Origin of the sequence: Kineosporia sp. R_H_3 (assembly GCF_002198675.1) — a bacterium.
Taxonomy (GTDB): domain Bacteria; phylum Actinomycetota; class Actinomycetes; order Actinomycetales; family Kineosporiaceae; genus R-H-3.
This window is the reverse complement of the sequence record NZ_MWLL01000159.1, coordinates 1-19333: the sequence shown is the minus strand read 5'-3', so window position 1 is coordinate 19333 and position 19333 is coordinate 1. Positions and strand designations below refer to the sequence as shown.

At 75.8% G+C, this 19333-nt stretch carries 19 protein-coding genes; 6 read left to right on the top strand and 13 right to left on the bottom strand.

Going from position 1 to position 19333, the window contains the following annotated elements; translation table 11 throughout:
- On the bottom strand, positions 1–256 hold a 256-nt coding region (locus ECOMGDLI_RS16620; protein ID WP_143447749.1), incomplete at its 3' end, for a hypothetical protein.
- 188 nt (positions 257–444) lie between these two features.
- Here ECOMGDLI_RS16620 and ECOMGDLI_RS16615 point away from each other — a divergent pair.
- Both ECOMGDLI_RS16615 and ECOMGDLI_RS16610 read left to right on the top strand, forming a co-directional pair.
- On the top strand, positions 445–2085 hold the full coding sequence (locus ECOMGDLI_RS16615; protein ID WP_088317978.1) for an MFS transporter: 1641 nt from the start codon (positions 445–447) through the stop codon (positions 2083–2085).
- A gap of 7 nt (positions 2086–2092) precedes the next feature.
- Complete coding sequence (locus ECOMGDLI_RS16610; protein ID WP_088317977.1) at positions 2093–2353, top strand: RNA-binding S4 domain-containing protein; 261 nt, start codon at positions 2093–2095, stop codon at positions 2351–2353.
- 43 nt (positions 2354–2396) lie between these two features.
- Here the strand turns inward: ECOMGDLI_RS16610 and glmS are convergent, their stop codons facing one another.
- The 4 genes from glmS to ECOMGDLI_RS16590 form a co-directional block, all read right to left on the bottom strand.
- Positions 2397–4214: a glutamine--fructose-6-phosphate transaminase (isomerizing) gene (gene glmS, locus ECOMGDLI_RS16605; protein WP_088317976.1), complete on the bottom strand. Its 1818-nt coding sequence runs from the start codon at positions 4212–4214 to the stop codon at positions 2397–2399.
- Between the two features lie 60 nt (positions 4215–4274).
- Complete coding sequence (locus ECOMGDLI_RS16600; protein WP_088317975.1) at positions 4275–4535, bottom strand: hypothetical protein; 261 nt, start codon at positions 4533–4535, stop codon at positions 4275–4277.
- Positions 4536–4599: 64 nt separating this feature from the next.
- On the bottom strand, positions 4600–5109 hold the full coding sequence (locus ECOMGDLI_RS16595; RefSeq protein WP_143447748.1) for a hypothetical protein: 510 nt from the start codon (positions 5107–5109) through the stop codon (positions 4600–4602).
- A gap of 9 nt (positions 5110–5118) precedes the next feature.
- Positions 5119–7770 (bottom strand): RNA helicase, encoded by a 2652-nt coding sequence (locus tag ECOMGDLI_RS16590; protein WP_088317973.1) that lies wholly within the window; start codon positions 7768–7770, stop codon positions 5119–5121.
- A gap of 80 nt (positions 7771–7850) precedes the next feature.
- On the opposite strand from ECOMGDLI_RS16590, the gene ECOMGDLI_RS16585 reads away from it, so the two are divergent.
- Both ECOMGDLI_RS16585 and ECOMGDLI_RS16580 read left to right on the top strand, forming a co-directional pair.
- Positions 7851–8183, top strand: coding sequence for a TraR/DksA C4-type zinc finger protein (locus tag ECOMGDLI_RS16585; protein ID WP_143447747.1), 333 nt, complete (start codon positions 7851–7853; stop codon positions 8181–8183).
- Positions 8184–8234: 51 nt separating this feature from the next.
- Positions 8235–8675: a hypothetical protein gene (locus tag ECOMGDLI_RS16580; protein ID WP_143447746.1), complete on the top strand. Its 441-nt coding sequence runs from the start codon at positions 8235–8237 to the stop codon at positions 8673–8675.
- Between the two features lie 29 nt (positions 8676–8704).
- Here ECOMGDLI_RS16580 and ECOMGDLI_RS16575 read toward each other — a convergent pair whose 3' ends face one another.
- The 3 genes from ECOMGDLI_RS16575 to hflX all read right to left on the bottom strand — a co-directional run bounded on the left by ECOMGDLI_RS16575 (position 8705) and on the right by hflX (position 12402).
- A complete protein-coding gene (locus tag ECOMGDLI_RS16575; protein WP_088317971.1) occupies positions 8705–9190 on the bottom strand; it encodes a nuclear transport factor 2 family protein in 486 nt (161 codons plus the stop codon).
- Positions 9191–9319: 129 nt separating this feature from the next.
- Positions 9320–10837 (bottom strand): HD domain-containing phosphohydrolase, encoded by a 1518-nt coding sequence (locus ECOMGDLI_RS16570; protein WP_143447745.1) that lies wholly within the window; start codon positions 10835–10837, stop codon positions 9320–9322.
- 32 nt (positions 10838–10869) lie between these two features.
- Positions 10870–12402 carry a GTPase HflX gene (gene hflX / locus ECOMGDLI_RS16565; RefSeq protein ID WP_088317981.1) on the bottom strand — a complete coding sequence of 511 codons (1533 nt, stop codon included), beginning with the start codon at positions 12400–12402 and terminating at the stop codon, positions 10870–10872.
- Between the two features lie 155 nt (positions 12403–12557).
- Between hflX and ECOMGDLI_RS16560 the strand changes: the two genes are divergently transcribed.
- The gene (locus ECOMGDLI_RS16560) at positions 12558–13154 is read left to right on the top strand and encodes a class I SAM-dependent methyltransferase (RefSeq protein WP_088317969.1); all 597 of its coding nucleotides are present in this window, start codon (positions 12558–12560) and stop codon (positions 13152–13154) included.
- Here ECOMGDLI_RS16560 and ECOMGDLI_RS34695 read toward each other — a convergent pair.
- From ECOMGDLI_RS34695 to miaA, 5 genes are all read right to left on the bottom strand, one after another.
- Entirely contained in the window at positions 13127–13276 is a 150-nt protein-coding gene (locus ECOMGDLI_RS34695) for a hypothetical protein (protein ID WP_158221032.1), read from the bottom strand. The two genes, ECOMGDLI_RS16560 and ECOMGDLI_RS34695, sit on opposite strands and share 28 nt — an antisense overlap.
- A gap of 164 nt (positions 13277–13440) precedes the next feature.
- Positions 13441–14457 carry a diaminopimelate epimerase gene (gene dapF / locus ECOMGDLI_RS16555; protein ID WP_233153494.1) on the bottom strand — a complete coding sequence of 339 codons (1017 nt, stop codon included), beginning with the start codon at positions 14455–14457 and terminating at the stop codon, positions 13441–13443.
- Between the two features lie 25 nt (positions 14458–14482).
- Complete coding sequence (locus ECOMGDLI_RS36460; protein WP_088317968.1) at positions 14483–17503, bottom strand: LuxR family transcriptional regulator; 3021 nt, start codon at positions 17501–17503, stop codon at positions 14483–14485.
- A 38-nt stretch (positions 17504–17541) separates the two neighbouring features.
- Positions 17542–17718, bottom strand: coding sequence for a hypothetical protein (locus ECOMGDLI_RS34690; RefSeq protein ID WP_158221031.1), 177 nt, complete (start codon positions 17716–17718; stop codon positions 17542–17544).
- Between the two features lie 97 nt (positions 17719–17815).
- The gene (gene miaA, locus ECOMGDLI_RS16545) at positions 17816–18805 is read right to left on the bottom strand and encodes a tRNA (adenosine(37)-N6)-dimethylallyltransferase MiaA (protein WP_233153493.1); all 990 of its coding nucleotides are present in this window, start codon (positions 18803–18805) and stop codon (positions 17816–17818) included.
- Positions 18806–18979: 174 nt separating this feature from the next.
- Here miaA and ECOMGDLI_RS16540 point away from each other — a divergent pair, with 174 nt between their 5' ends.
- A complete protein-coding gene (locus ECOMGDLI_RS16540) occupies positions 18980–19168 on the top strand; it encodes an antitoxin (RefSeq protein ID WP_088317967.1) in 189 nt (62 codons plus the stop codon).
- Positions 19169–19333 lie beyond the last annotated feature (165 nt).

Genomic DNA, 19333 nt, shown 5'->3' with positions numbered 1-19333 from the left:
GCTGCTGCCCGGCGCCGGGCGGCGGCGGCCCCGTCCGGCCGTCGGTCGGCGCCGAGGTGGACCGCCGCACCTCGGGCGCCGGCACCGGCGCCGGCGCGACGAACTCCTCGATCCGGACCGACAGGCCCTCGGTCTCGTACAGCCCGACGGCTCGCACCGGCGGCTCCAGCGGCGCCGAGCGCCGCGGCCACAGCCGGGCGCCCCAGCCCGCCGCCCGCTGGATCCACCGGTCGACCCGGTCACGGACGCCCGCCATCGACTCCCCCGGTTGTGACTCGTCGCGGTCGACGACGTCCGATCAGCGATCTGTTGATCACTGATCATAGGTCTCGTTCGGCCGACTTCGTCCGGCTTCGCCGCACGCTGCCGGCGGCCTCCGGGCGGGCACCCGGCCGGGGCACGGATAAGGTCAGCATGCTGAACGATTGCCTCCGGAGGTCGGACATGGTGCCCCACCCGCAGCCCGCCCAGGACGCCGACCCGCGTCGCTGGCTCGGTCTGGTGACGATCTCGCTCGCGGTCGCGCTCATCATCGCCGACGCGACGATCGTCAACGTCGCGATCCCGAGCGTCATCGCCGACCTCGGCATCTCGACGACGCAGGCCGAGTGGATCACGTCGGTGTACTCGCTCGTCTTCGCGGCCCTGCTCATCACCGTCGGCCGGCTCGGCGACCTCTACGGCCGCCGGCGCCTGCTCCTGGCCGGCACGGTGGTGTTCGTCACGGCGAGCGTGCTCTGCGCGCTCGCCCCGAGCGGCGCCCTGCTCATCGTCGCGCGGGTGCTCCAGGGCATCGGCGGCGCGATGATCCTGCCGTCGACCCTGTCGACGCTCAACGCGACCTTCCGCGGTCGCGAGCGCGGCATCGCGTTCGCGGTGTGGGGCTCGACGATCGGCGGCATGGCCGCGGTCGGGCCGCTGCTCGGCGGCTGGCTCACGACGACGTTCTCGTGGCGCTGGGCGTTCGGCATCAACGTCTTCGTCGGGGCGGTCATCGTCACCGGGCTGCTCCTGTACGTCCGGGAGACGAAGGAGGACGGCGCCGCCAAGGGCATCGACCTGCCCGGCACGGCGCTGTCCGTCGTCGGGCTCGGCGGGCTCGTCTTCAGCCTCATCGAGGGCCAGCGGTACGGCTGGTGGAACGCCTCGGACGCCGCGGCCGACGAGCTCGGCTGGACGGCGGCCGTCTCCCCGATCGTGCCCGTCGCCGCCCTCGCGGTGCTCGCCGTCGCCGCGTTCGTCGCCGTCGAGCGGCGCCGGCAGCGGCAGGGCCGGGTCGTCGTCCTCGACCTCGCGCTCTTCGGGGTCCCGAGCTTCCGCAACGGCAACGTCGCCGCGATGATCATCAGTCTCGGCGAGTTCGGCCTGCTCTTCCTGCTGCCGCTCTACATCCAGAACATCCTCGGGCTGTCGGCGACCCGCACCGGCCTCGTCCTCGTCGCGCTCGCGGCCGGCTCGTTCTTCTCCGCCCCGCTGGCCCCGCAGCTGTCGAACCGGCTCGGGCCGCGCGCCGTCGTCCGGATCGGCCTCGCCGCCGAGATCGTCGGCATCCTCGGGATCGCCCTGTCGGTCGGGGTCGACATCTCGGTCTGGCGGCTCGTGCCGTGGCTGTTCCTCTACGGCCTCGGCGTGGGCTTCGCCACCGCCCAGCTCACCGGCGTGATCCTCGCCGACGTCCCCGTCGCGAAGTCCGGCCAGGCGTCCGGCACCCAGAGCACCGCCCGGCAGGTCGGCTCGGCCTTCGGCGTGGCGATCATCGGGGCGGTCCTCGTCACGACGCTCACGTCGTCCGCGACCGACCGCCTCGAGGCCGCGGGAGTGCCCACGGCCCAGACGAAGGCCCTCGTCGCGGCGACGACGTCGAGCGCGGGCGCCGCGATCGGCGCCCTGCGCGGCGAGCAGGGCGCGGACGCCCCGGCCGTCGTGGCCCTCGAGGAGGCGTACGTCGCGGCGACGCGCCAGGTCGGCCTCGTCGCCTCCGGGCTCGTGCTCCTCGGGCTCCTCGCATCGTTCTCGCTCGGCAGCGGGCGCGACGCCGCCGAGCCGCAGGACGCCGGTACGGAGCCGGTCCCGGGCAGGGGATGATGGCCGGGTGGACCACGACGAGACGACCGACGAGACGACCGACGAGACGACCGACGTGACCGTGGGCGACGACGGGATCCGGCTGGGGCAGCTGCTCAAGTACGCGGACGTCGTCGACTCGGGGGCCGAGGTCAAGTCCCTCCTGGCCGACGGCGAGGTCGCGGTCAACGGCGAGGAGGAGACCCGGCGCGGCCGGCAGCTCTTCGCCGGTGACGTCGTGCGCGTCGGCGACCGGCGGATCCTGCTGCGCGCCGGGGACGGCGACTGACCGGTTGATCGGCCGGCCCGCCGCCGCCCCCGAGGGCGCCGGGCTACTCGACCGTGACCGACTTCGCGAGGTTGCGCGGCCGGTCGATGTCCTGGCCGAGCACGAGCGCCGCGTGGTACGCGAGCAGCTGCAGCGGGATCGTCAGGAGCACCGGGTCGAGCTCCGGCTCGTTCTTCGGGACGTCGATGCGCGCGCAGGCGACGCCGAGGTCGACGCCCTCGTGGGTCACGACGAGGAGCGGGCCGCCGCGCGCCGCGACCTCGTGGAGCGCGCCGACGTTGCGCTCGAGCAGCTCGTCGTCCGGCACGATCGCGACCGTCGGCAGCTCGGGCGAGACGAGGGCGAGCGGCCCGTGCTTGAGCTCGCTCGCCGGGTAGGCCTCGGCGTGCCGGTAGGAGATCTCCTTGAACTTCTGGGCGCCCTCGCGGGCCACCGGGTAGCCGCGGACCCGCCCGAGGAAGAACAGGCTCGGCGCCGGCGCCACCGTGGCCGCGACCTCGGCGATCGCCTTCTCCTCGGCGAGGACCGCCGCGACCTGGTCGGGCAGCTTCTTGAGGCCCTCGACGATCCGCGTGCCGTCGGCGAACGACAGGTCGTGGAGTCGACCGAGGAGGAGGGCGAGGAGGGCGAAGCCGACGCCCATGTGGGTCAGGGCCTTCGTCGACGCGACGGCGACCTCGGGCCCCGCGTGCAGGTACACGCCGCCGTCGCAGGCACGTGCGATCGACGACCCGACGACGTTGACGAGCCCGACGACCCGGCCGCCCTTGCGCTGGATCTCGCGGACGGCGAAGAGCGTGTCCGCGGTCTCGCCGGACTGGCTCACGGCGACGTAGAGGGTGTCGGGCTCGATGATCGGGTTGCGGTAGCGGAACTCGGACGCCGGCTCAGCGTCGGCGGGGATCCGGGCGAGGTCCTCGATCATCGAGGCGCCCATCTGACCGACGTAGTAGGCCGACCCGCAGCCGAGGATCTTCACCCGGCGGAACTGGCGCAGCTCGCGCGGCTCGATCCGCAGCCCGTCGAGCCGGGCGGTGGCGAACCGGTCGTCGAGGCGGCCGCCGAGCATCCGGAGCAGGGTCTGCGGCTGCTCGTGCATCTCCTTGTGCATGAAGGTCCCGTGCCCGCCGAGCTCGAGCTCGTCGGCGGTCATCGTCACCGTCTCGGTGGTCTTCGGGACGTCGCGGGCCTGTGCCGTGAACGTCCGGAAGCCGTCCGCGGTGACGCTCGCGAGCTCGCCGTCCTCGAGGTGGACGACCTGGCTCGTGTGCCGCACGAGCGCGGAGACGTCGGAGGCGACGAACATCTCCTTCTCGCCGATGCCGAGCACGAGCGGGGACCCGTTGCGCGCCACCACGATCCGGTCCGGGTGGTCGGCGCTCACGACGGCGACGGCCCACGTGCCGACGGCCTGCGAGACAGCGTCGAGCACCTTGTCCTCGAGGGTGCCGGCGGTCGAGCGGGCGACGAGGTGGACGAGCACCTCGGTGTCGGTCTCGGAGGCGAACGTCACGCCCGCCGCCTCGAGGCGCTCGCGCAGCGCGGCCGCGTTGTCGATGATCCCGTTGTGCACGAGGACGATGCGGCCGTCCTCGCTGCGGTGCGGGTGCGCGTTCGCGGTCGTCGCGGGGCCGTGCGTGGCCCAGCGGGTGTGGCCGATGCCGACGGTGCCGGCGAGCCGCTTGGGCAGCGCCTCGACGAGGTCGCGGACCCGGCCGACGGTCCGGACGACCCGCGGGGCGCCGCTCGTGAGGACGCCGATGCCGGCGGAGTCGTAGCCCCGGTACTCCAGGCGGGACAGGCCTTCGACGAGGATCGGCGCGGCGTGCTGGCCGCCGACGTATCCCACGATGCCGCACACGGGCGGGCTCCTTCGGGTCGGTGGTTCGGGTGCTGGGGCCGGACGCGGTAAGGCGCCGGGTCAGCCGTAGACGATGCGGCGCAGCTGCCGCTCGCTGAGGTCGGGGGCCGCGACGAGCCGACCGCGCAGCTCGGCGGCGACCGTCGCGAAGATCTCGGGGTTCTTCGCGCCGTAGGTCTGCAGGTGGGCGTGCCGGCGGCGGACGTAGTCCTCGACGGTCTCCCGGTGGAACGCCAGGACGTCGTCGACGACCCGGGCGGCCTCGGCGCTGCTCAGCCCCGTCGACGCGGCGACGCGCTGGACGAGATCGGGGTCGGGCACACCTCGATACTCCCCCGACGGCCGGCCGACATCAAGTTCTTGCCCGAATTCGGGCAGGAACCGGCTATATCCGCTCCCCGACGCACCGCTGTGCGACGTAGGGGTCGCGTCCGGCGGCAGCGGCGAGGGCCAGGTCCGCCTCCCAGGGGTCCGCGGCCCCCGGCGCGGTGAGCTCGGCCCCGGTCGCGGGGTCGGTCGGCGGCGAGGACCCGCTCTGCCACGGCACGAGGACGCCGTCCTCCCGCGTCACGTAGGTCGCGGGGGCGCCGCTGCTGGTGTCGTCGGCGCCGAGGTAGGCGACCCGCCACTGCTGGGTCCGGACGACCCAGCCCCACGGCCGCTCCTCCACGGACGTGACGACCCGGCCTCCGCCGGCCTGGCAGGTCAGGGCGGCGAGCGCGACGTCGGGGTCCGCGCTGTTCCGGACCGACCACCACTGCAGGCCGGCGGGTGCGGCGACGACGGTGACGACCGCGGCGAGGAGGACGACGAGCAGCACGGGGGCGGCGAGCAGCCGGCGGGTCATGCCTGCGGGACGCCGCAGGCCCTCGTCACGTTGCGCGCCGTCGTCCATGCCTTGGCCCTACAGCCGCCGGAACCCGGTGACGAGCACGACCGCCTCGCCGGCCTCGTCGGACGCGTCGAGGTCGACGACGGCCTCGACGGCCCAGTCGTGGTCGCCCTCGGGGTCGTCGACGACCTGGCGGACCTCCCAGCGCCGGGCGGGCAGGACGCCGTCCGGGTCACGGTCCGGGGTCTCGTTCACGACGAACAGCGCCGGGCCGCGAGCGTTGCCGCCGGTGCCGATCTCGTCGTGCTCGGCGAAGTACGCGTCGAGCGCCTCGTGCCAGTCGTCCTCGCCGAAGCCGGCCGGGCCGTCGAGCTCGCCGAGCGGCGTCCAGTGCCGCAGCGCCGCGAGCTCGACCCGGCGGAACATCGCGTTGCGGACGAGCACCCGGAACGCGCGCCGGTTCGCCGTGACCGGCGGGGGCGTGTGGTGGTGCGCTGCCTGCTCGACGGCCGACTCGGTGGCCGACGGGTTGCGCAGCGCCTCCCACTCGTCGAGCAGGCTCGAGTCGGTCTGCCGGACGAGCTCGCCGAGCCACTCGGTGACGTCCTCCACGTCCTCGGTGCGCGCCGTCTCCGGCACGGTCTGCCGCAGCGCCTTGTACGCGTCGGCGAGGTAGCGCAGCACGAGGCCCTCGGTGCGGGCGAGCCCGTAGAACGCGACGTACTCGGTGAAGGACATCGCCCGCTCGTAGAGGTCGCGGGCCACCGTCTTCGGCCGGACCTCGTAGTCGGCGACCCACGGGTGCCCGCGCCGGTACATCTCGTAGGCGGCACCGAGGAGCTCGGCGAGCGGCTGCGGGTGGCCGATCTCCTCGAGCAGCTCCATCCGCTCGTCGTACTCGATGCCCTCGGCCTTCATCTCGGCGACGGCCTCGCCGCGGGCCTTGAACCGCTGCGCCGACAGCACGTGGCGCGGGTCCTCGAGGGTCGCCTCGATGACCGACAGGACGTCGAGCGCGTACGTCGGCGACTCGACGTCGAGCAGCTCGAGGGCCGCGAGCGCGAACGTCGAGAGCGGCTGGTTGAGCGCGAAGTCGGCCGGGACGTCGACGGTGAGGCGGAGCGTGACGTCCGCACCGCGTAGGGGGCGGCCGTCGGCGCCGCGGAGCACGCCGTCCGGGCCGGTCTCCTCCACGACCCCGGCGGCCGGCACCCGCTCGGCGATCCCGGCGGCGAGCAGGGCCCGGCCGATCTGGATCGCCCGGCGGATGTGCGCGCGCTGCTTCGGGCGCGGCTCGTGGTTGTCCTCGAGCAGGTGCCGCATCGCGGCGACCGGGTCCCCGGGCCGGGCGAGGACGTTGAGCGCCATCGCGTGCGAGACGGCGAAGCTCGACTGCAACGGCTCCGGCTCGAGGGTGACGAGCCGGTCGTACGTCGAGCGACTCCATGCGACGAAGCCCTCGGGCGGCTTGCGGCGCACGATCTTGCGGCGCTTCTTCGGGTCGTCGCCGGCCTTGGCGAGGAGCTTCTCGTTCTCGATCTCGTGGTCCGGGGCCTGGACGACGACGGTGCCCGCGGTGTCGTACCCGGCACGGCCCGCCCGGCCGGCGACCTGGTGGAACTCGCGGGCGTTGAGGTGCCGCACCCGGGTGCCGTCGTACTTGCTCAGGGCGCTGATGAGGACGGTGCGGATCGGCACGTTGATGCCGACGCCGAGGGTGTCCGTGCCGCAGATGACCTTGAGCAGCCCGGCCTGGGCGAGCTGCTCGACGAGGCGGCGGTACTTCGGCAGCATCCCCGCGTGGTGGACGCCGATCCCGTGCCGGACCAGCCGGGACAGGGTCTTGCCGAAGCCGGCGGCGAACCGGAAGCCGCCGAGGAACTCGGCGATCCGGTCCTTGTCGGCGCGGGTCGCGACGTTGACGCTCATGAGCGCCTGGGCCCGCTCGAGCGCCGCCGCCTGGGTGAAGTGGACGACGTAGACCGGCGCCTGGTTCGTCTGCAGGAGCTCCTCGAGCGTCTCGTGCATCGGCGTCATGGCGTAGAAGAAGGTCAGCGGCACGGGCCGCTCCCCCGACGCGACCGTCACCGTGCCGCGGCCGGTCCGCCGGGTCAGGTCGGTCTCGAACCGGCTCGTGTCGCCGAGGGTCGCCGACATGAGGAGGAACTGCGCGTCGGTGAGCTCGAGGAGCGGCACCTGCCAGGCCCAGCCGCGGTCCGGGTCGGCGTAGAAGTGGAACTCGTCCATGACGACCTGGCCGACGTACGCGGCCCCGCCCTCGCGCAGCGCGAGGTTCGCGAGCACCTCCGCGGTGCAGCAGATGACCGGGGCGTCGGCGTTGACGCTCGCGTCGCCGGTGAGCATGCCGACCCGGTCGGCGCCGAGGGCGTCGCACAGCGCGAAGAACTTCTCCGAGACGAGGGCCTTGATCGGGGCGGTGTAGAACGTGCGGCGGCCCTGCGCGAGCGCGGTGAGGTGGGCGCCGAGCGCGACGAGGCTCTTGCCGGAGCCGGTCGGGGTCGCGAGGACGACGTTGCTCCCGGTGACGATCTCGAGGAGGGCCTCCTCCTGCGCCGGGTACAGCGTGAGGCCCTGGGCCGCCGTCCACGCCGCGAACGCCTCGTAGGTGGCGTCGGGGTCGAAGGGGGCCGCGGGGTCGAGCACGCCGCCGGGGCCGACGAGGTCGCCGAGCGCCGACGGGGCGCGGGCCGGGGAGGTGGTCATCGCCGTCCATGCTCGCAGGCCCGGCGCCGGCGTGCGGAACAGCCCTCGCGGTCCACCGCCTGCGGGTGCATGCTGCGGGGATGACGGACGACGTGCACGCGGTGCTCGCGGCGAAGCGGGCCGAGCTCGAGGCGGAGATCGCCGTCCTCACCGCGCCGTCCGGCGACCTCGGCGGGATCGGCTTCGGCAAGCGGGTCGGCGAGGGCACGGCCCTGGCCGTCGAGCGGCTCTCCCAGGTCGCGGCGCACGACCGGCTGCGGGCGCTGCACGCCGACGTGCTGCGGGCCCAGGAGAAGGCGGACGACGGCACCTACGGCGTGTGCGACGGCTGCGGCGAGCCGATCGCGGCCGACCGGCTCGAGGCGCTCCCGTGGGCCACCCGCTGCATCACGTGCCAGGCGCGCCGGGCCTGACGTCCCGGCCTGACATCGGCCACGGCCCGGGACCGGGCTAGAGTCCCGGCCGTGGTGGTGACGGCACGCGGCGAGGACTCCTGGCAGGGCACCGAGGCCCGTGACCTGGACGCCTTCCTCGCCGACTACTGCTCCGAGCGGCAGACCCTGAGCCGGATCGTCCACGCGGTCTGCGCGCTGTGCGGCAACGGGGCCTTCCACGTGCTCGTCGACGACTCCGAGGGCGTCGCCGGCCGGGTCTGCCTGCGCTGCGGCGACCGGCGCTGGATGCTCGACTCCGACGCGCACGCCGCCGCGGCCCGGCCGGTCGAGGCGGCCTGCCCCTGCGGCGGCGAGGTCTTCGACGTCGCCGTGGGCTTCACGCTCGGCGCGGGCGGCCTCGTGTCGTACGTGCACCTCGCGCTGCGCTGCCTGAGCGACGGCACGATGGGCGTCTACGCCGACTGGCCGCAGGACACCGAGCCGCCGCCCGACCTGCTGTCGCGGGTCTGACGGCGGCCCGGCCGCGGCGGCCCGACGGCTCAGCGGCGGGTGGTGTCCTCCCCGCGGCCGGCGGCGAGGTGCTTCGCGGTGTCGACGTAGTGCCGCATCGAGACGACGTTCCCGTCGGGCCCGAACCTCCAGCGGTGCAGCTCCTCGTCGCGGAACCGGCCGCCGCCCGGGGCCTGCAGGTCGACCACGACCTCCGCGACGACCTGGGAACCGCTCTCGAGGAGGTCGAGGACCCGGAACTCGTGCACCGTGAACCCGCCGACGACGCCGAGGAACTCGGCGACCCCGGCGTGCCCGCGCCGCGGCGCGAAGTGGTCGAGGTGCTCGCGCTGGCCCCAGTTGTCCGCCCAGTCGCCGTCCCAGACGACGTCCTCGGCGAGCATCGACAGGATCGTCGGGACGTCGCCGCGCCCGAACGCCTCGTAGATCGCCGCGACCGTCGCGGTGCGGCCGAGGTCGCCGGCGGTGCTCGGACCGGTCGCGTCTGTGGAGGTCTCGCTCGTGGATGTCGTCATGGGTGCTCCCGATGGCTGGGCGGGCGGGCTGCGGACGACGACCACCGTCGCCGTCGGCGCTGCGGCCCCGCATCGGTCGGTCGACCTATCCGGGCCCGCCGAGCAGCCCGTGCTCGACCGCGAACACCGCTACGCCGGCCCGGGTGCGCCGGCCCGTCTTGTCGAAGACGTGCGCGAGATGGTGACCGACGGTCCGTTCCGAATGACCAGCCGGGCGGCGATCTCCTTGTTCGACAGGCCCTTCGCCGCGAGCCGGACCACCTCGACCTCCCGCTCGGACAGCCCGGCCGGGTGCGCGGGGCGCGGCCGCGGCAGCCCCGCCGCCTCGACGACGGCCGCCACGGCGTCCCGGTCGAGCCCGCCACGGAGGCTCTCTTCCTGGAGGGTCGCCGCCGCCGCGGCCGGTGTGACGGCGGGCCGGTGGGCCCGGTCCGCGGTGAGCGCGGCGAACGCGTCCGCGACGGCGAGCAGGCGGGCGTCCGGGTCGAGGTCCGCGGCCCGGACGCCGCGGTGGTAGCCGCTGCCGTCGCACCGCTCGTGGTGCCCGCTCGCCGCCGCGGCGAGCGGGGCGGTCGCCGGGCAGCGGGCGAGGACGCGCTGCGTCCAGTACGTGTGCAGGCGGACCCGTTCGACGTCCGCCGGGCCGAGCGGACCGGGCCGGTCCCACACGCTGCTCGGGACGACGACCCGGCCGAGGTCGTGGACCAGCGCGGTGCTGCGCAGCCGCGCGGTGCGGGCATCGTCCGCACCGGCGAGTCCTGCAGCGGCGGCCGCGAGGTCGGCGACCCGGTGCGAGTGGCCGACGAGGTGACGGCCCTTGAGGTCGGCGACGACGGCGAACGCCTGGGCGAGCGTGTCGAGGCGGCCGAACGGCAGCGTGGCCCGGGGCGGCGGCTCCGCCGCCACGACGTGCGCGAGGACGTCGGTGGCCTCCAACGGCGCGAGCACGACGTCCGCATGCGTGACGAGCGCCGCGGCGACGTCCGGGTCGAGGTGGCCCCCGGCCCGGCGGCGGACCTCGGCGACGGCCGCGGCCGCTCCGGCCGGTCCGCCGCCCGCGGCCCCGTGCGCGAGGACGGCCTGCTCCGCCGCGTGCAGGAGGCGGGCGGCCAGGGTGAGGCCGTCGCCCGACCGGCCCTCGGGGAACCCGAGGCCGTCCCACCGCTCGTACACCTCGTCGAGGGCATCGACGGCCGCGGGCTCGAGCCCCAGGCGCGGCCCGAGCGCGCGGCTCACCTCGCACCCGCTGCGGCCGGCCACCGGGCCGACCGTGGGGGCGATCTCGACGAAGCGCGCGGCCAGCGCCGGCGCGGCCGTCTCCCCCGCCCACCGGCCGAAGGACCGCAGCTGCGCGCCGAACACGGCCGGGTCGCCGGGGTCGAGGACCTTGAGGGCGGCCTGGAACGCGACGTCGTCACCGAAGTGGCCGGCGTTCTCGCTGGCGTGGCTGGTGCAGCCGACGGCCCGCAGGAGCGCCGCCTGGAAGACGACCCGGCGGTCGCCGTCGTCCAGCCCGACGGCAGCCGCGAGCGCCTCGGCGACCGCGCACGTGCGCAGCCCCTTCTCGAACGGGACGCCCGAGGCGAGGTCGGTCGTCAGCGACAGCGCCGCGAGCACCTCGACGACACGCACGTCCGCAGGTGCCACCCGCCGATGCTAGGACCCGCCGCCCCGGACCGTCAGTGCTGCGCCGCCGGCTGGAACTGAGCGAGCTCGCCCGCGAGCCCCGGGCGGACCCGGGCGTGCAGCCGGGTGCCCTCGCCCGTGTGCTCCTCGGTGAGGACCGCACCCTCGACGTGCACCCGGTTCACGAGGTCACCGCGGCTGTACGGGACGAGGACGTCGACCTCGACGTCCGGCCGCGGCACCGAGTCGGCGATCCGGGCGACGAGCTCGTCGACGCCGGCACCGGTCCACGCGGACACCGCGACGGCGTTCTTCTCGCGCCGCAGCAGCCGGTCGACGACCTCGGGGTCGGCGGCGTCCGCCTTGTTGACGACGACGAGCTCGGGGACGTCGACCGCCCCGACCTCGCCGAGCACCTCGCGGACGGCGGAGAGCTGCCCCTCCGGGTCCGGGTGGGCGCCGTCGACGACGTGGAGGACGAGGTCGGCGTCCGCGCACTCCTCGAGCGTCGACCGGAAAGCCTCGACGAGCTGGTGCGGCAGGTGCCGGACGAACCCGACCGTGTCCGCGAGGGTGAACTCGCGGCCGTCCGGGGTGACGGCGCGGCGCACCGTCGGGTCGAGGGTCGCGAAGAGCGCGTTCTCGACGAGCACGCCGGCACCGGTGAGCCGGTTGAGCAGGCTCGACTTGCCGGCGTTCGTGTAGCCGGCGATGACGACGCTCGGGACGGCGTTGCGCTTGCGGCTGTCCCGCTTCGTGACCCGGGCGGTCTTCATCTCCTTGATCTCGCGCCGGAGCTTGGCCATCCGGGTGCGGATCCGCCGCCGGTCGAGCTCGATCTTCGTCTCACCCGGACCGCGCGACCCGATCCCCGCACCGGCGGCCACCCGGCCACCGGCCTGCCGGGACATCGACTCGCCCCAGCCGCGCAGGCGCGGGAGCAGGTACTCGAGCTGGGCGAGCTCGACCTGCGCCTTGCCCTCCTTGGACTTCGCGTGCTGGGCGAAGATGTCGAGGATGATCGCCGTCCGGTCGATGACCTTGACCTTGACGACGTCCTCCAGGCTGCGCCGCTGGGACGGCGACAGGTCGCCGTCGCAGACGACGGTGTCCGCGCCCGTGCTCGCGACGAGGCCGCGCAGGTCCTCGGCCTTGCCCGAGCCGAGCCAGGTGCCCGGGTCCGGGGTGTCGCGGCGCTGCAGGACGCCGTCCAGCACCTCGGAGCCCGCGGTCTCGGCGAGGGCGGCGAGCTCACGGAGCGAGTTCTCGGCGTCCGCGGCGCTGCCGGACGTCCAGAGCCCGGCGAGGACGACCCGCTCGAGCCGGAGCTGCCGGTACTCGACCTCGGTGACGTCCTCGAGCTCGGTGGACAGGCCGGCGACGCGGCGCAGCGCCTGCCGGTCGGAGAGGTCCTGCTGGTCGCCGTCCTGGTCCCGGTGCACGGTCGTGCCGTCGCCGGAGGTGGCCGCGGCGTGGCGGGACAGGATGCGGGAGACGACTGCGGAGCCGGTCAGCGGAACCGCGACGCCGTCGCCCTCGTCGGTCGGCCCGCTCGTGGTGAGGGGCTGGTCCTGGGGCTGCGTCATGGGTTCCGTGATGTCCTCCTGGGTCGTGCGGGTGGCCCGGCCGGGTGCTGCGCCGTGCGCCGTCTCGTGCGTCCAGACTCCCATTCCAACGAGACGGGGTCGAGCGGGATTCCGCACGCTCCGGGTGCCCGGTGCACCCCGGTAGCCTGACGGCCATGACCGAGGGCCAGGCGCACTACTTCCGGACGCCGCAGGCCCCCGGCGGGTCGCGCACGATCCACGTCACGCTCGCCGGCCAGGACGTCGAGGTCGAGACGGCGGGCGGTGTCTTCAGCGGCGACCGCCTGGACCTCGGCACCCGGGTGCTCCTGCGCGAGGCCCCGGAGCCGCCGGCGACCGGCGACCTGCTCGGCTGCGGCTGGGGCCCGCTCGCGCTGACGCTGGGGCTGCTCTCGCCGGAGGCGACCGTGTGGGCCGTCGACGTCAACGACCACGCGCTCGGGCTCACCGCGGCCAACGCGGCGCGGCTCGGGCTCGGCCGGGTGCGGGCGGTGCGGCCGGACGACGTCCCGGACGACGTCCGGTTCGCTGCGATCTGGTCCAACCCGCCGATCCGGGTCGGCAAGGCCGAGCTGCACGCGATGCTGCTGCGCTGGCTCCCCCGGCTGACGGACGACGGCGCCGCCCACCTCGTGGTGCAGCGCAACCTCGGGGCGGACAGCCTGCACGCCTGGCTCCAGGAGAACCTCGACGGGACCGTCACGCGGGCCGGCAGTGCGAAGGGCTACCGGGTGCTGCGCGTCACCCGCTGACGCATCCGGCCGCTGCCGCTGCTGCGACGGCGCCTGTCGGCCTCGAGCCGCAGGATGAGCAGGTCGCGGCGCACGAGGCGGTCGCTGGCCGGTGCGGTGGCACCTGTTGCCGTGCGGACCATGTGCGGTCCCTCCCCTGCGCCGGTCCGGCTGCTCCTGGCGATACAGAGTCAACCGGTGGACGCCCTGATACCGCGTCCCTCGTGAGACCCATATCGCCCGCCGGGGGCTCCGACTTGAGTCGGGCGGGGGTCCCCCTTCCGGAGTACCGGGGAGTAACCCCGGCTCAGGCGGACGCGGCGCGGGCGGCGGCGAGCCAGGCCGGGTCGAGGCTGCCCTCGGCGACGATCCGGGCCGGGCCGGCGAGCTCGACCGCCGGGCCGGCGAGGACGTCGTCCGCCGGGACCGTGACGCGCAGGCGGCCGCCGGGGACGTCGACGGTCCACACCCGGGGCGCGGCCGGGCCGGCCCAGGCCCGGGTCGCGAGGACGGCGGCCGCAGCGCCGGTGCCGCAGGACCGGGTCTCGCCGACGCCGCGCTCGTGGACGCGCATCCGCAGGTGCCCGACGTCCGAGCCGGACTCGTGGAGCGGCACGGTGATCTCGACGTTCGTGCCCGCGGACGGGACCGGCGTGACGTGCGGGGCGCGGGTCAGGTCGGCCCCGCCGAGCAGGTCGAGGGAGCCGAGCGCGACGACGGTGTGCGGGTTGCCGACGTCGATCGACAGCCCGGGCAGCGGCACGGTCGCGAGGGTGCCGTCCGGTGCCGTCGCCTCGATGCCGCGGACCTCGACGGTCGCGTCGGAGCCCGCGCCGACGGCCTGCGCACCGCCGACGACCCGCCACGCACCGAGGTCGGCCGCGAGCAGGTCGCCGTCGCGGCGCACCGAGAGCAGCCCGGCGCGGGTGCCGACCGGCAGCGTCCCGCCGTCCGCGAGGTCGACGAGGCCGAGGTGCTGCAGGTAGCGGACGAAGACCCGGATCCCGTTGCCGCACATCTCGGCGACCGAGCCGTCGCCGTTGCGGTAGTCCATGAACCACTCGGCGTCGCCGGCGAGCGCGACCCCCTCGGGCAGCGCCGCGCAGCGGACGACGCGGATGAGCCCGTCGCCGCCGAGCCCGGCCCGGCGGTCGCACAGCGCCGCGACGAGGGCGGGCGGCAGGTCGACGCGGCCGTCCGGGTCCGGCACGAGCACGAAGTCGTTCTCCGTGCCGTGGCCCTTGGCGACGGGCAGGTGACCGGCGAGCGGGTCGCCGTCCGGGAGCAGGTCGACGACAGGACCGGTGACGGACGGGGTGCTCACCGGCCCAGCCTAGGTCGTGCCGCCGCTACGCGTCGGCGAGCAGCCCTCGGCGGCCGGCGATCGCGACCGCCTCGGCCCGGCCGGACGCCCCGAGCTTGGCCATGAGGTTCGAGACGTGGACGCTCGCCGTCTTCTCGCTGATGAAGAGCCGCTCGCCGATCGCGCGGTTCGTCAGGCCCTCGGCGACGAGCCGGAGCACCTCGGCCTCGCGCGGCGTGAGCGGACCGTCGGACGACGGCACGCCGGCGCCGAGGTCGAGCCGGGCGCGGCGGCCCAGCGACTCGAGCGCGGCGCGCAACGGCCGGGCGCCGAGGGCGACCGCGGTCGCGAAGGCGGGCAGCGCCTCGGCGGCGGCGCCGTCCCGGTCGCCGGCCGCGACGAGTGCCTCGGCGATGCGGTACCGGGCCAGTGCCTCCTCGTAGGGCTGGCCGGGGACGAGGGCGAGCACCTCGCGCCAGGGCCCGACGTCGGCCGCGTCGGGCCGGCCGGCGCGGGCGACCCGGGCCCGGTCGGCGCGGGCGCGGGTCAGCCAGGCGCGGGCCTCGGGACCGATCGTGCGCCCGCGCAGCGGCCGCCCGGAGGCCACGACGCGCTCGGCCCGGTCGAGGTAGGCGTCGGCCGTGGTCTGGTCCGCCGCGTGCCCCTGCTGCGCGAGCGCCGCGAGCCCGTGGGCGACGACCCGCACGCTCACGAGATGGAGCTCGTCGTCCTCGGCCGCCAGCCGGGCGAGCGCCGCGTCGACGTGGGCGACGGCGGCGTCCGGCCGGCCGCACCAGGTGCTCGCCACGGCGCCGTGCAGGTGCAGCGAGACGTCGGCCCACGCGCCCAGCGACCCGCCGTCGTCCCGGCCGCTCGCGCGGATCCGCTGGTCCGCCGCGGCAAAGGCCTCGGGCGTGCGCTCCACGACGACCCGCTGGGCGGCGACCTGGAGCGAGGCGGTGTCGCGCCGGCCGAGGCGCAGCCCCGGGGCCGCGGCGACGCGGAGCGCCTCGTCCCACTCCCCCAGCCGGAAGAGCACCTCGACGAGGGCGAGCCGCACCTCCATCGCGTACAAGCTGGCCCCGAGCCCCGTCTGGGCGGCCCGCTCCTGCACCTCCCGGTAGACCGCAACGGCCCCGGCGAGGTCGTCGACCTCGTGCCGGGTCAGGCCGAGGTTCCAGAGCGCGCGCAGCTCGATCGAGTGCTCGCCGGCCGCGCGGGCGCTGTCCCGGGCCCGGAGCAGCCGGGCCTCGTCGGCGGCCGGCACCGCATCGCCGGACGACGGGCCGGGCCGCACGAGCGACAGGGTCACGAGCAGGTCGGCCTCGGCGGCGGCGAGCCCGAGCTCGCGGGCCCAGCCGAGGCCCTCGGTCGCGAGCTCGGCCGTCTCGGTGCCGTCGGCGAAGTTCGCCTTGGCGTTGGCGAGCACCGCCGTCGCCCAGACGAGGTCCTCCGACGGCGGGTGCGCGAGCAGGGTCGCCCGGGCCAGGGACGCCTCCTCCATGCACGCGTCGATGAGGTCGCTGCCGTAGAGCTGGCGGGCGAGGTGCCGTCGCGCGTGCGCGACCCGCAGCGGGTCCCCGCCGGCGAGCGCCTCGTCGCGGGCCGCGGTCGCGAGCGCCACGGCCCGGGGCCGGTCGCCGCTCTGCCCGGTGACGGTGGCGGCGAACAGGAGCAGGTCGATGTGGTCGAGGCCGGCCGGGCGGCGGTCGGCGGGGACGGCGTCCCACAGGCCCAGCGCCGCGTCGGCGTGCTCGTGGGCGGCGAGCGGGGCGAGCCGGGCGACGGCGTCGAGCGCCGCCTGCCAGGACGCCGTGAGCGCCGCGGCGGTGTCGTGGCTGCGCAGGGCGTGCTCGGCGAGGTCGGCCCAGCGGCCCTCCGCGTCGTCGCCGGGGTCGGCCGCGAGCGCCCGGGCGTAGGCGGCGTGCAACCGGACCCGCTCGCCGGGCAGCAGGTCGGAGTAGACGGCCTCCTGGAGGAGGGCGTGCCGGAAGGAGAAGGTGCCGTCGCCGTCCGCGACGAGGACGTGCCAGTCGAGGGCCTCGCGCAGCGCCGGCTCCGGCGGGGTGCCCGGCGCGGCGTCCGCGACGACGGCGCGCAGCAGCCGGTCGGTGACGCACCGGCCCGCGACGGACGCCGCCCGGACGATCTCCACGGCGGGTGCCGAGAGACCCTCGACGCGGGTCATGAGGACGTCCGAGAGCGCCCACGGCAGGTCCGCCGGGGCGGCCGCCGACCCGGCGCCCGCCGCGGCGAGCAGCTCGAGGGCGAAGAAGGCGTTGCCGCCGCAGCGGCGGGCGATGTCCTCGACGAGGGAGGCCGGGACCGCACCGCCGGCGACCGACGTGAGCAGCCGGCCCAGCTCGGCCTCGTCGAAGGGCTGCAGGTCGATCCGCTCGACGCCCGGCAGCCGGACGAGCTCGGCGAGCAGCGGGCGCACCGGGTGCCTGCGGTGCAGGTCGTCGGTGCGCACCGTCAGCGTCACGAGCAGCCGCTCGGACCCGAGCCGGGACAGCAGGAACCGCAGCAGGTCGCGGGTCGACGGGTCGGCCCAGTGCACGTCCTCGAGGACGAGCAGGAGCGGGGCGACCTCCTCGGCGAGCCGGGCGACCAGGGACGCCGCCGCGTCGAAGAGCGGCAGCCGGTCGGAGTCGTCGAGCCGGGGCGAGTCGCCCGCCCGCCCGACGAGGTGGAGCAGCACGGGCCACTCCTGGGTGCTGCGGCGGACGACGTCCGCCGCCGGGCCGTCGGTGCGGGCCAGCGAGCGGACGGCGTCCACGAACGGCAGGTACGGCAGCCCGCCGGCGCCGAGGTCGACGCTGCGCCCGGTGGCGACGACGAAGCCGCGGGCCCGGGCGAGCGCGTCGAGCTCGGCGACGAGCCGGGTCTTGCCGACACCGGCGTCACCGCCGACGACGACCGCCGCCGGGCGGCCGGCGGCGGCGCCGTCGAGCAGCTCGGCGAGCCGGCGCAGCGGCTCGGCACGGCCGACGAACGGGGCATCGGCGACGAGCGGGGGCATGTCCCCCATCGTGGCACCGACCGCCGACAGCGTCTGCGGGCTCACGGGTCCGGTCCTCAGGGCTCAGGGCTCGGGGCTCGGGCTCAGGCGGCGAGGTCGTAGCCCCGCGCCCGGGCGGCGGCCCGGCGGGCGCTGCGCCGCTGCAGCGCCGCACGGAGCGTGCCGGTGACGCTCGGGCCCCACGAGCGCTGCAGGCGCTCGACGCGCTCCTCGTGGAGCTCGCGGGCGGTGGTCCAGTTCAGGTGGCTGTTCCAGTTCACGGTGTCCTCCTCAGGTGATGACCTCACGGTCGTCCTGAGGCGGGGGCGCGCGCATGGGGCGGTCGCGCCGTCCTCGTCGCGGTCCGCGCGGCGCGGCCTAAGGGGTCCGCGGACCGGGCTCTGAGGGGTCGGCCGCCGGCTGAGGGGTCGGCCCCGCCGGGGTGCCCGCGGCACCCGCGCGGACGACGGCGAGCGCCCGGTCGAGCAGGTCCGGGGCGTCGTACGGGAGCCAGACGATCCGCGGGTCGCGCCGGAACCAGCTCTCCTGCCGGCGGGCGAAGCGGCGCGTCGCGCGGACGGTCTCCTCCTGCGCCTCGGCGTCGGTGCAGCGCCCGGCGAGCAGGTCGAGGACCTGCGCGTACCCGAGGGCGCGGGGCGCCGTCCGGCCCTCGCGCAGCCCCTGTGCGACGAGCCGCTCGGTCTCCTCGACGAGGCCGTCGCGCCACATGAGGTCGACGCGCAGCGCGATGCGGGCGTCGAGGGCGTCCCGCGGCACCGTGAGCCCGACCTGCACGGCGGGGCGGACGTACTCCTCGCGCGGCATCGTCGCGCTGAACGGGCGGCCGGTGAGCTCGACGACCTCGAGCGCGCGGACGACGCGCCGTCCGTTCGTCGGCAGGATCCGCTCCGCGGCGACCGGGTCCCGGGCGACGAGGACGGCGTGCAGCGCGGGTGCCCCCTCGGCGGCGAGCCGCTCCTCCCAGCGGGCCCGGACCGCGGGGTCGGTCGGCGGGATGTCGAGGACGTCGAGCGCCGCCCGGACGTACAGGCCCGACCCGCCGGCGAGCACCGGGGTCGTCCCCTGCGAGAGCAGCCGGTCCACGACGGCGGACGCGTCCCGCTGGTACGCGGCGACGCTCGCCTCCTGCGTGACGTCGAGGACGTCGAGGAGGTGGTGCGGCACCCCGCGCCGCTGCGCCGGCGGGAGCTTGGCGGTGCCGACGTCCATGCCGCGGTAGAGCTGCATCGCGTCGGTGTTGACCACCTCGCCGGCCAGCGCCAGGGCCAGGTCGACCGCGAGGTCGGACTTACCGGACGCCGTCGGGCCGACGACGGCGACGACGGGGAGCGGCGGCGGGACGGTCACGGACGGAAGTCTCGCAGGGCGGTCCCGGCGGCGGCCCGGACGGTGACCTGAACGGTGACCCGGGACCGGGCCCGCGGGCCCGCCGGGGCGGTTTACGATCACAGCGTCGGCGGGCACCCGCCGGCGCACCATCTCGCGGGCGGACACGGCCGCGGACCCCCTTTGGAGACCACCATGAGCATGTTCGACGAGCTGAAGGACAAGGCCGCGGACTTCATCAAGGACAACCCCGACAAGCTCGAGGGTGTCAGCGACAGCATCCTCGAGAAGGCCGCGGACCTCGCCGACGAGAAGACCGGCGGCAAGTTCACGAGCCAGATCGAGGGCTTCGAGCAGAAGGCCGACGACGCGATCGGCGGCTGACCGCCGCCGTCAGGACCGGTCGGCGTCGCCGACCGTCCCCCGGGCCGCCCGTGACCACGCGTCGCGGGCGGCCTCCCGGTTTTGCTGGTTCGCTGTCCGGGTGCGCACCCTCGCCCCCGGCCCCGGCCCGACGCCCCCGCCTCAGGACGACCGTGAGGTCATCAC

Excerpts from the sequence above, each read along its gene's own strand:
- ECOMGDLI_RS16585 (WP_143447747.1), top strand. The coding sequence starts at position 7,851 with ATGACGGACGACGTGCACGCGGTGCTCGCGGCGAAGCGGGCCGAGCTC.
- ECOMGDLI_RS34695 (WP_158221032.1), bottom strand. The coding sequence starts at position 13,276 with ATGGTCCGCACGGCAACAGGTGCCACCGCACCGGCCAGCGACCGCCTC.
- ECOMGDLI_RS16595 (WP_143447748.1), bottom strand. The coding sequence starts at position 5,109 with ATGGACGACGGCGCGCAACGTGACGAGGGCCTGCGGCGTCCCGCAGGC.
- ECOMGDLI_RS16560 (WP_088317969.1), top strand. The coding sequence starts at position 12,558 with ATGACCGAGGGCCAGGCGCACTACTTCCGGACGCCGCAGGCCCCCGGC.
- ECOMGDLI_RS16590 (WP_088317973.1), bottom strand. The coding sequence starts at position 7,770 with ATGACCACCTCCCCGGCCCGCGCCCCGTCGGCGCTCGGCGACCTCGTC.
- ECOMGDLI_RS16540 (WP_088317967.1), top strand. The coding sequence starts at position 18,980 with ATGAGCATGTTCGACGAGCTGAAGGACAAGGCCGCGGACTTCATCAAG.
- ECOMGDLI_RS16615 (WP_088317978.1), top strand. The coding sequence starts at position 445 with ATGGTGCCCCACCCGCAGCCCGCCCAGGACGCCGACCCGCGTCGCTGG.
- ECOMGDLI_RS16575 (WP_088317971.1), bottom strand. The coding sequence starts at position 9,190 with ATGACGACATCCACGAGCGAGACCTCCACAGACGCGACCGGTCCGAGC.
- hflX (WP_088317981.1), bottom strand. The coding sequence starts at position 12,402 with ATGACGCAGCCCCAGGACCAGCCCCTCACCACGAGCGGGCCGACCGAC.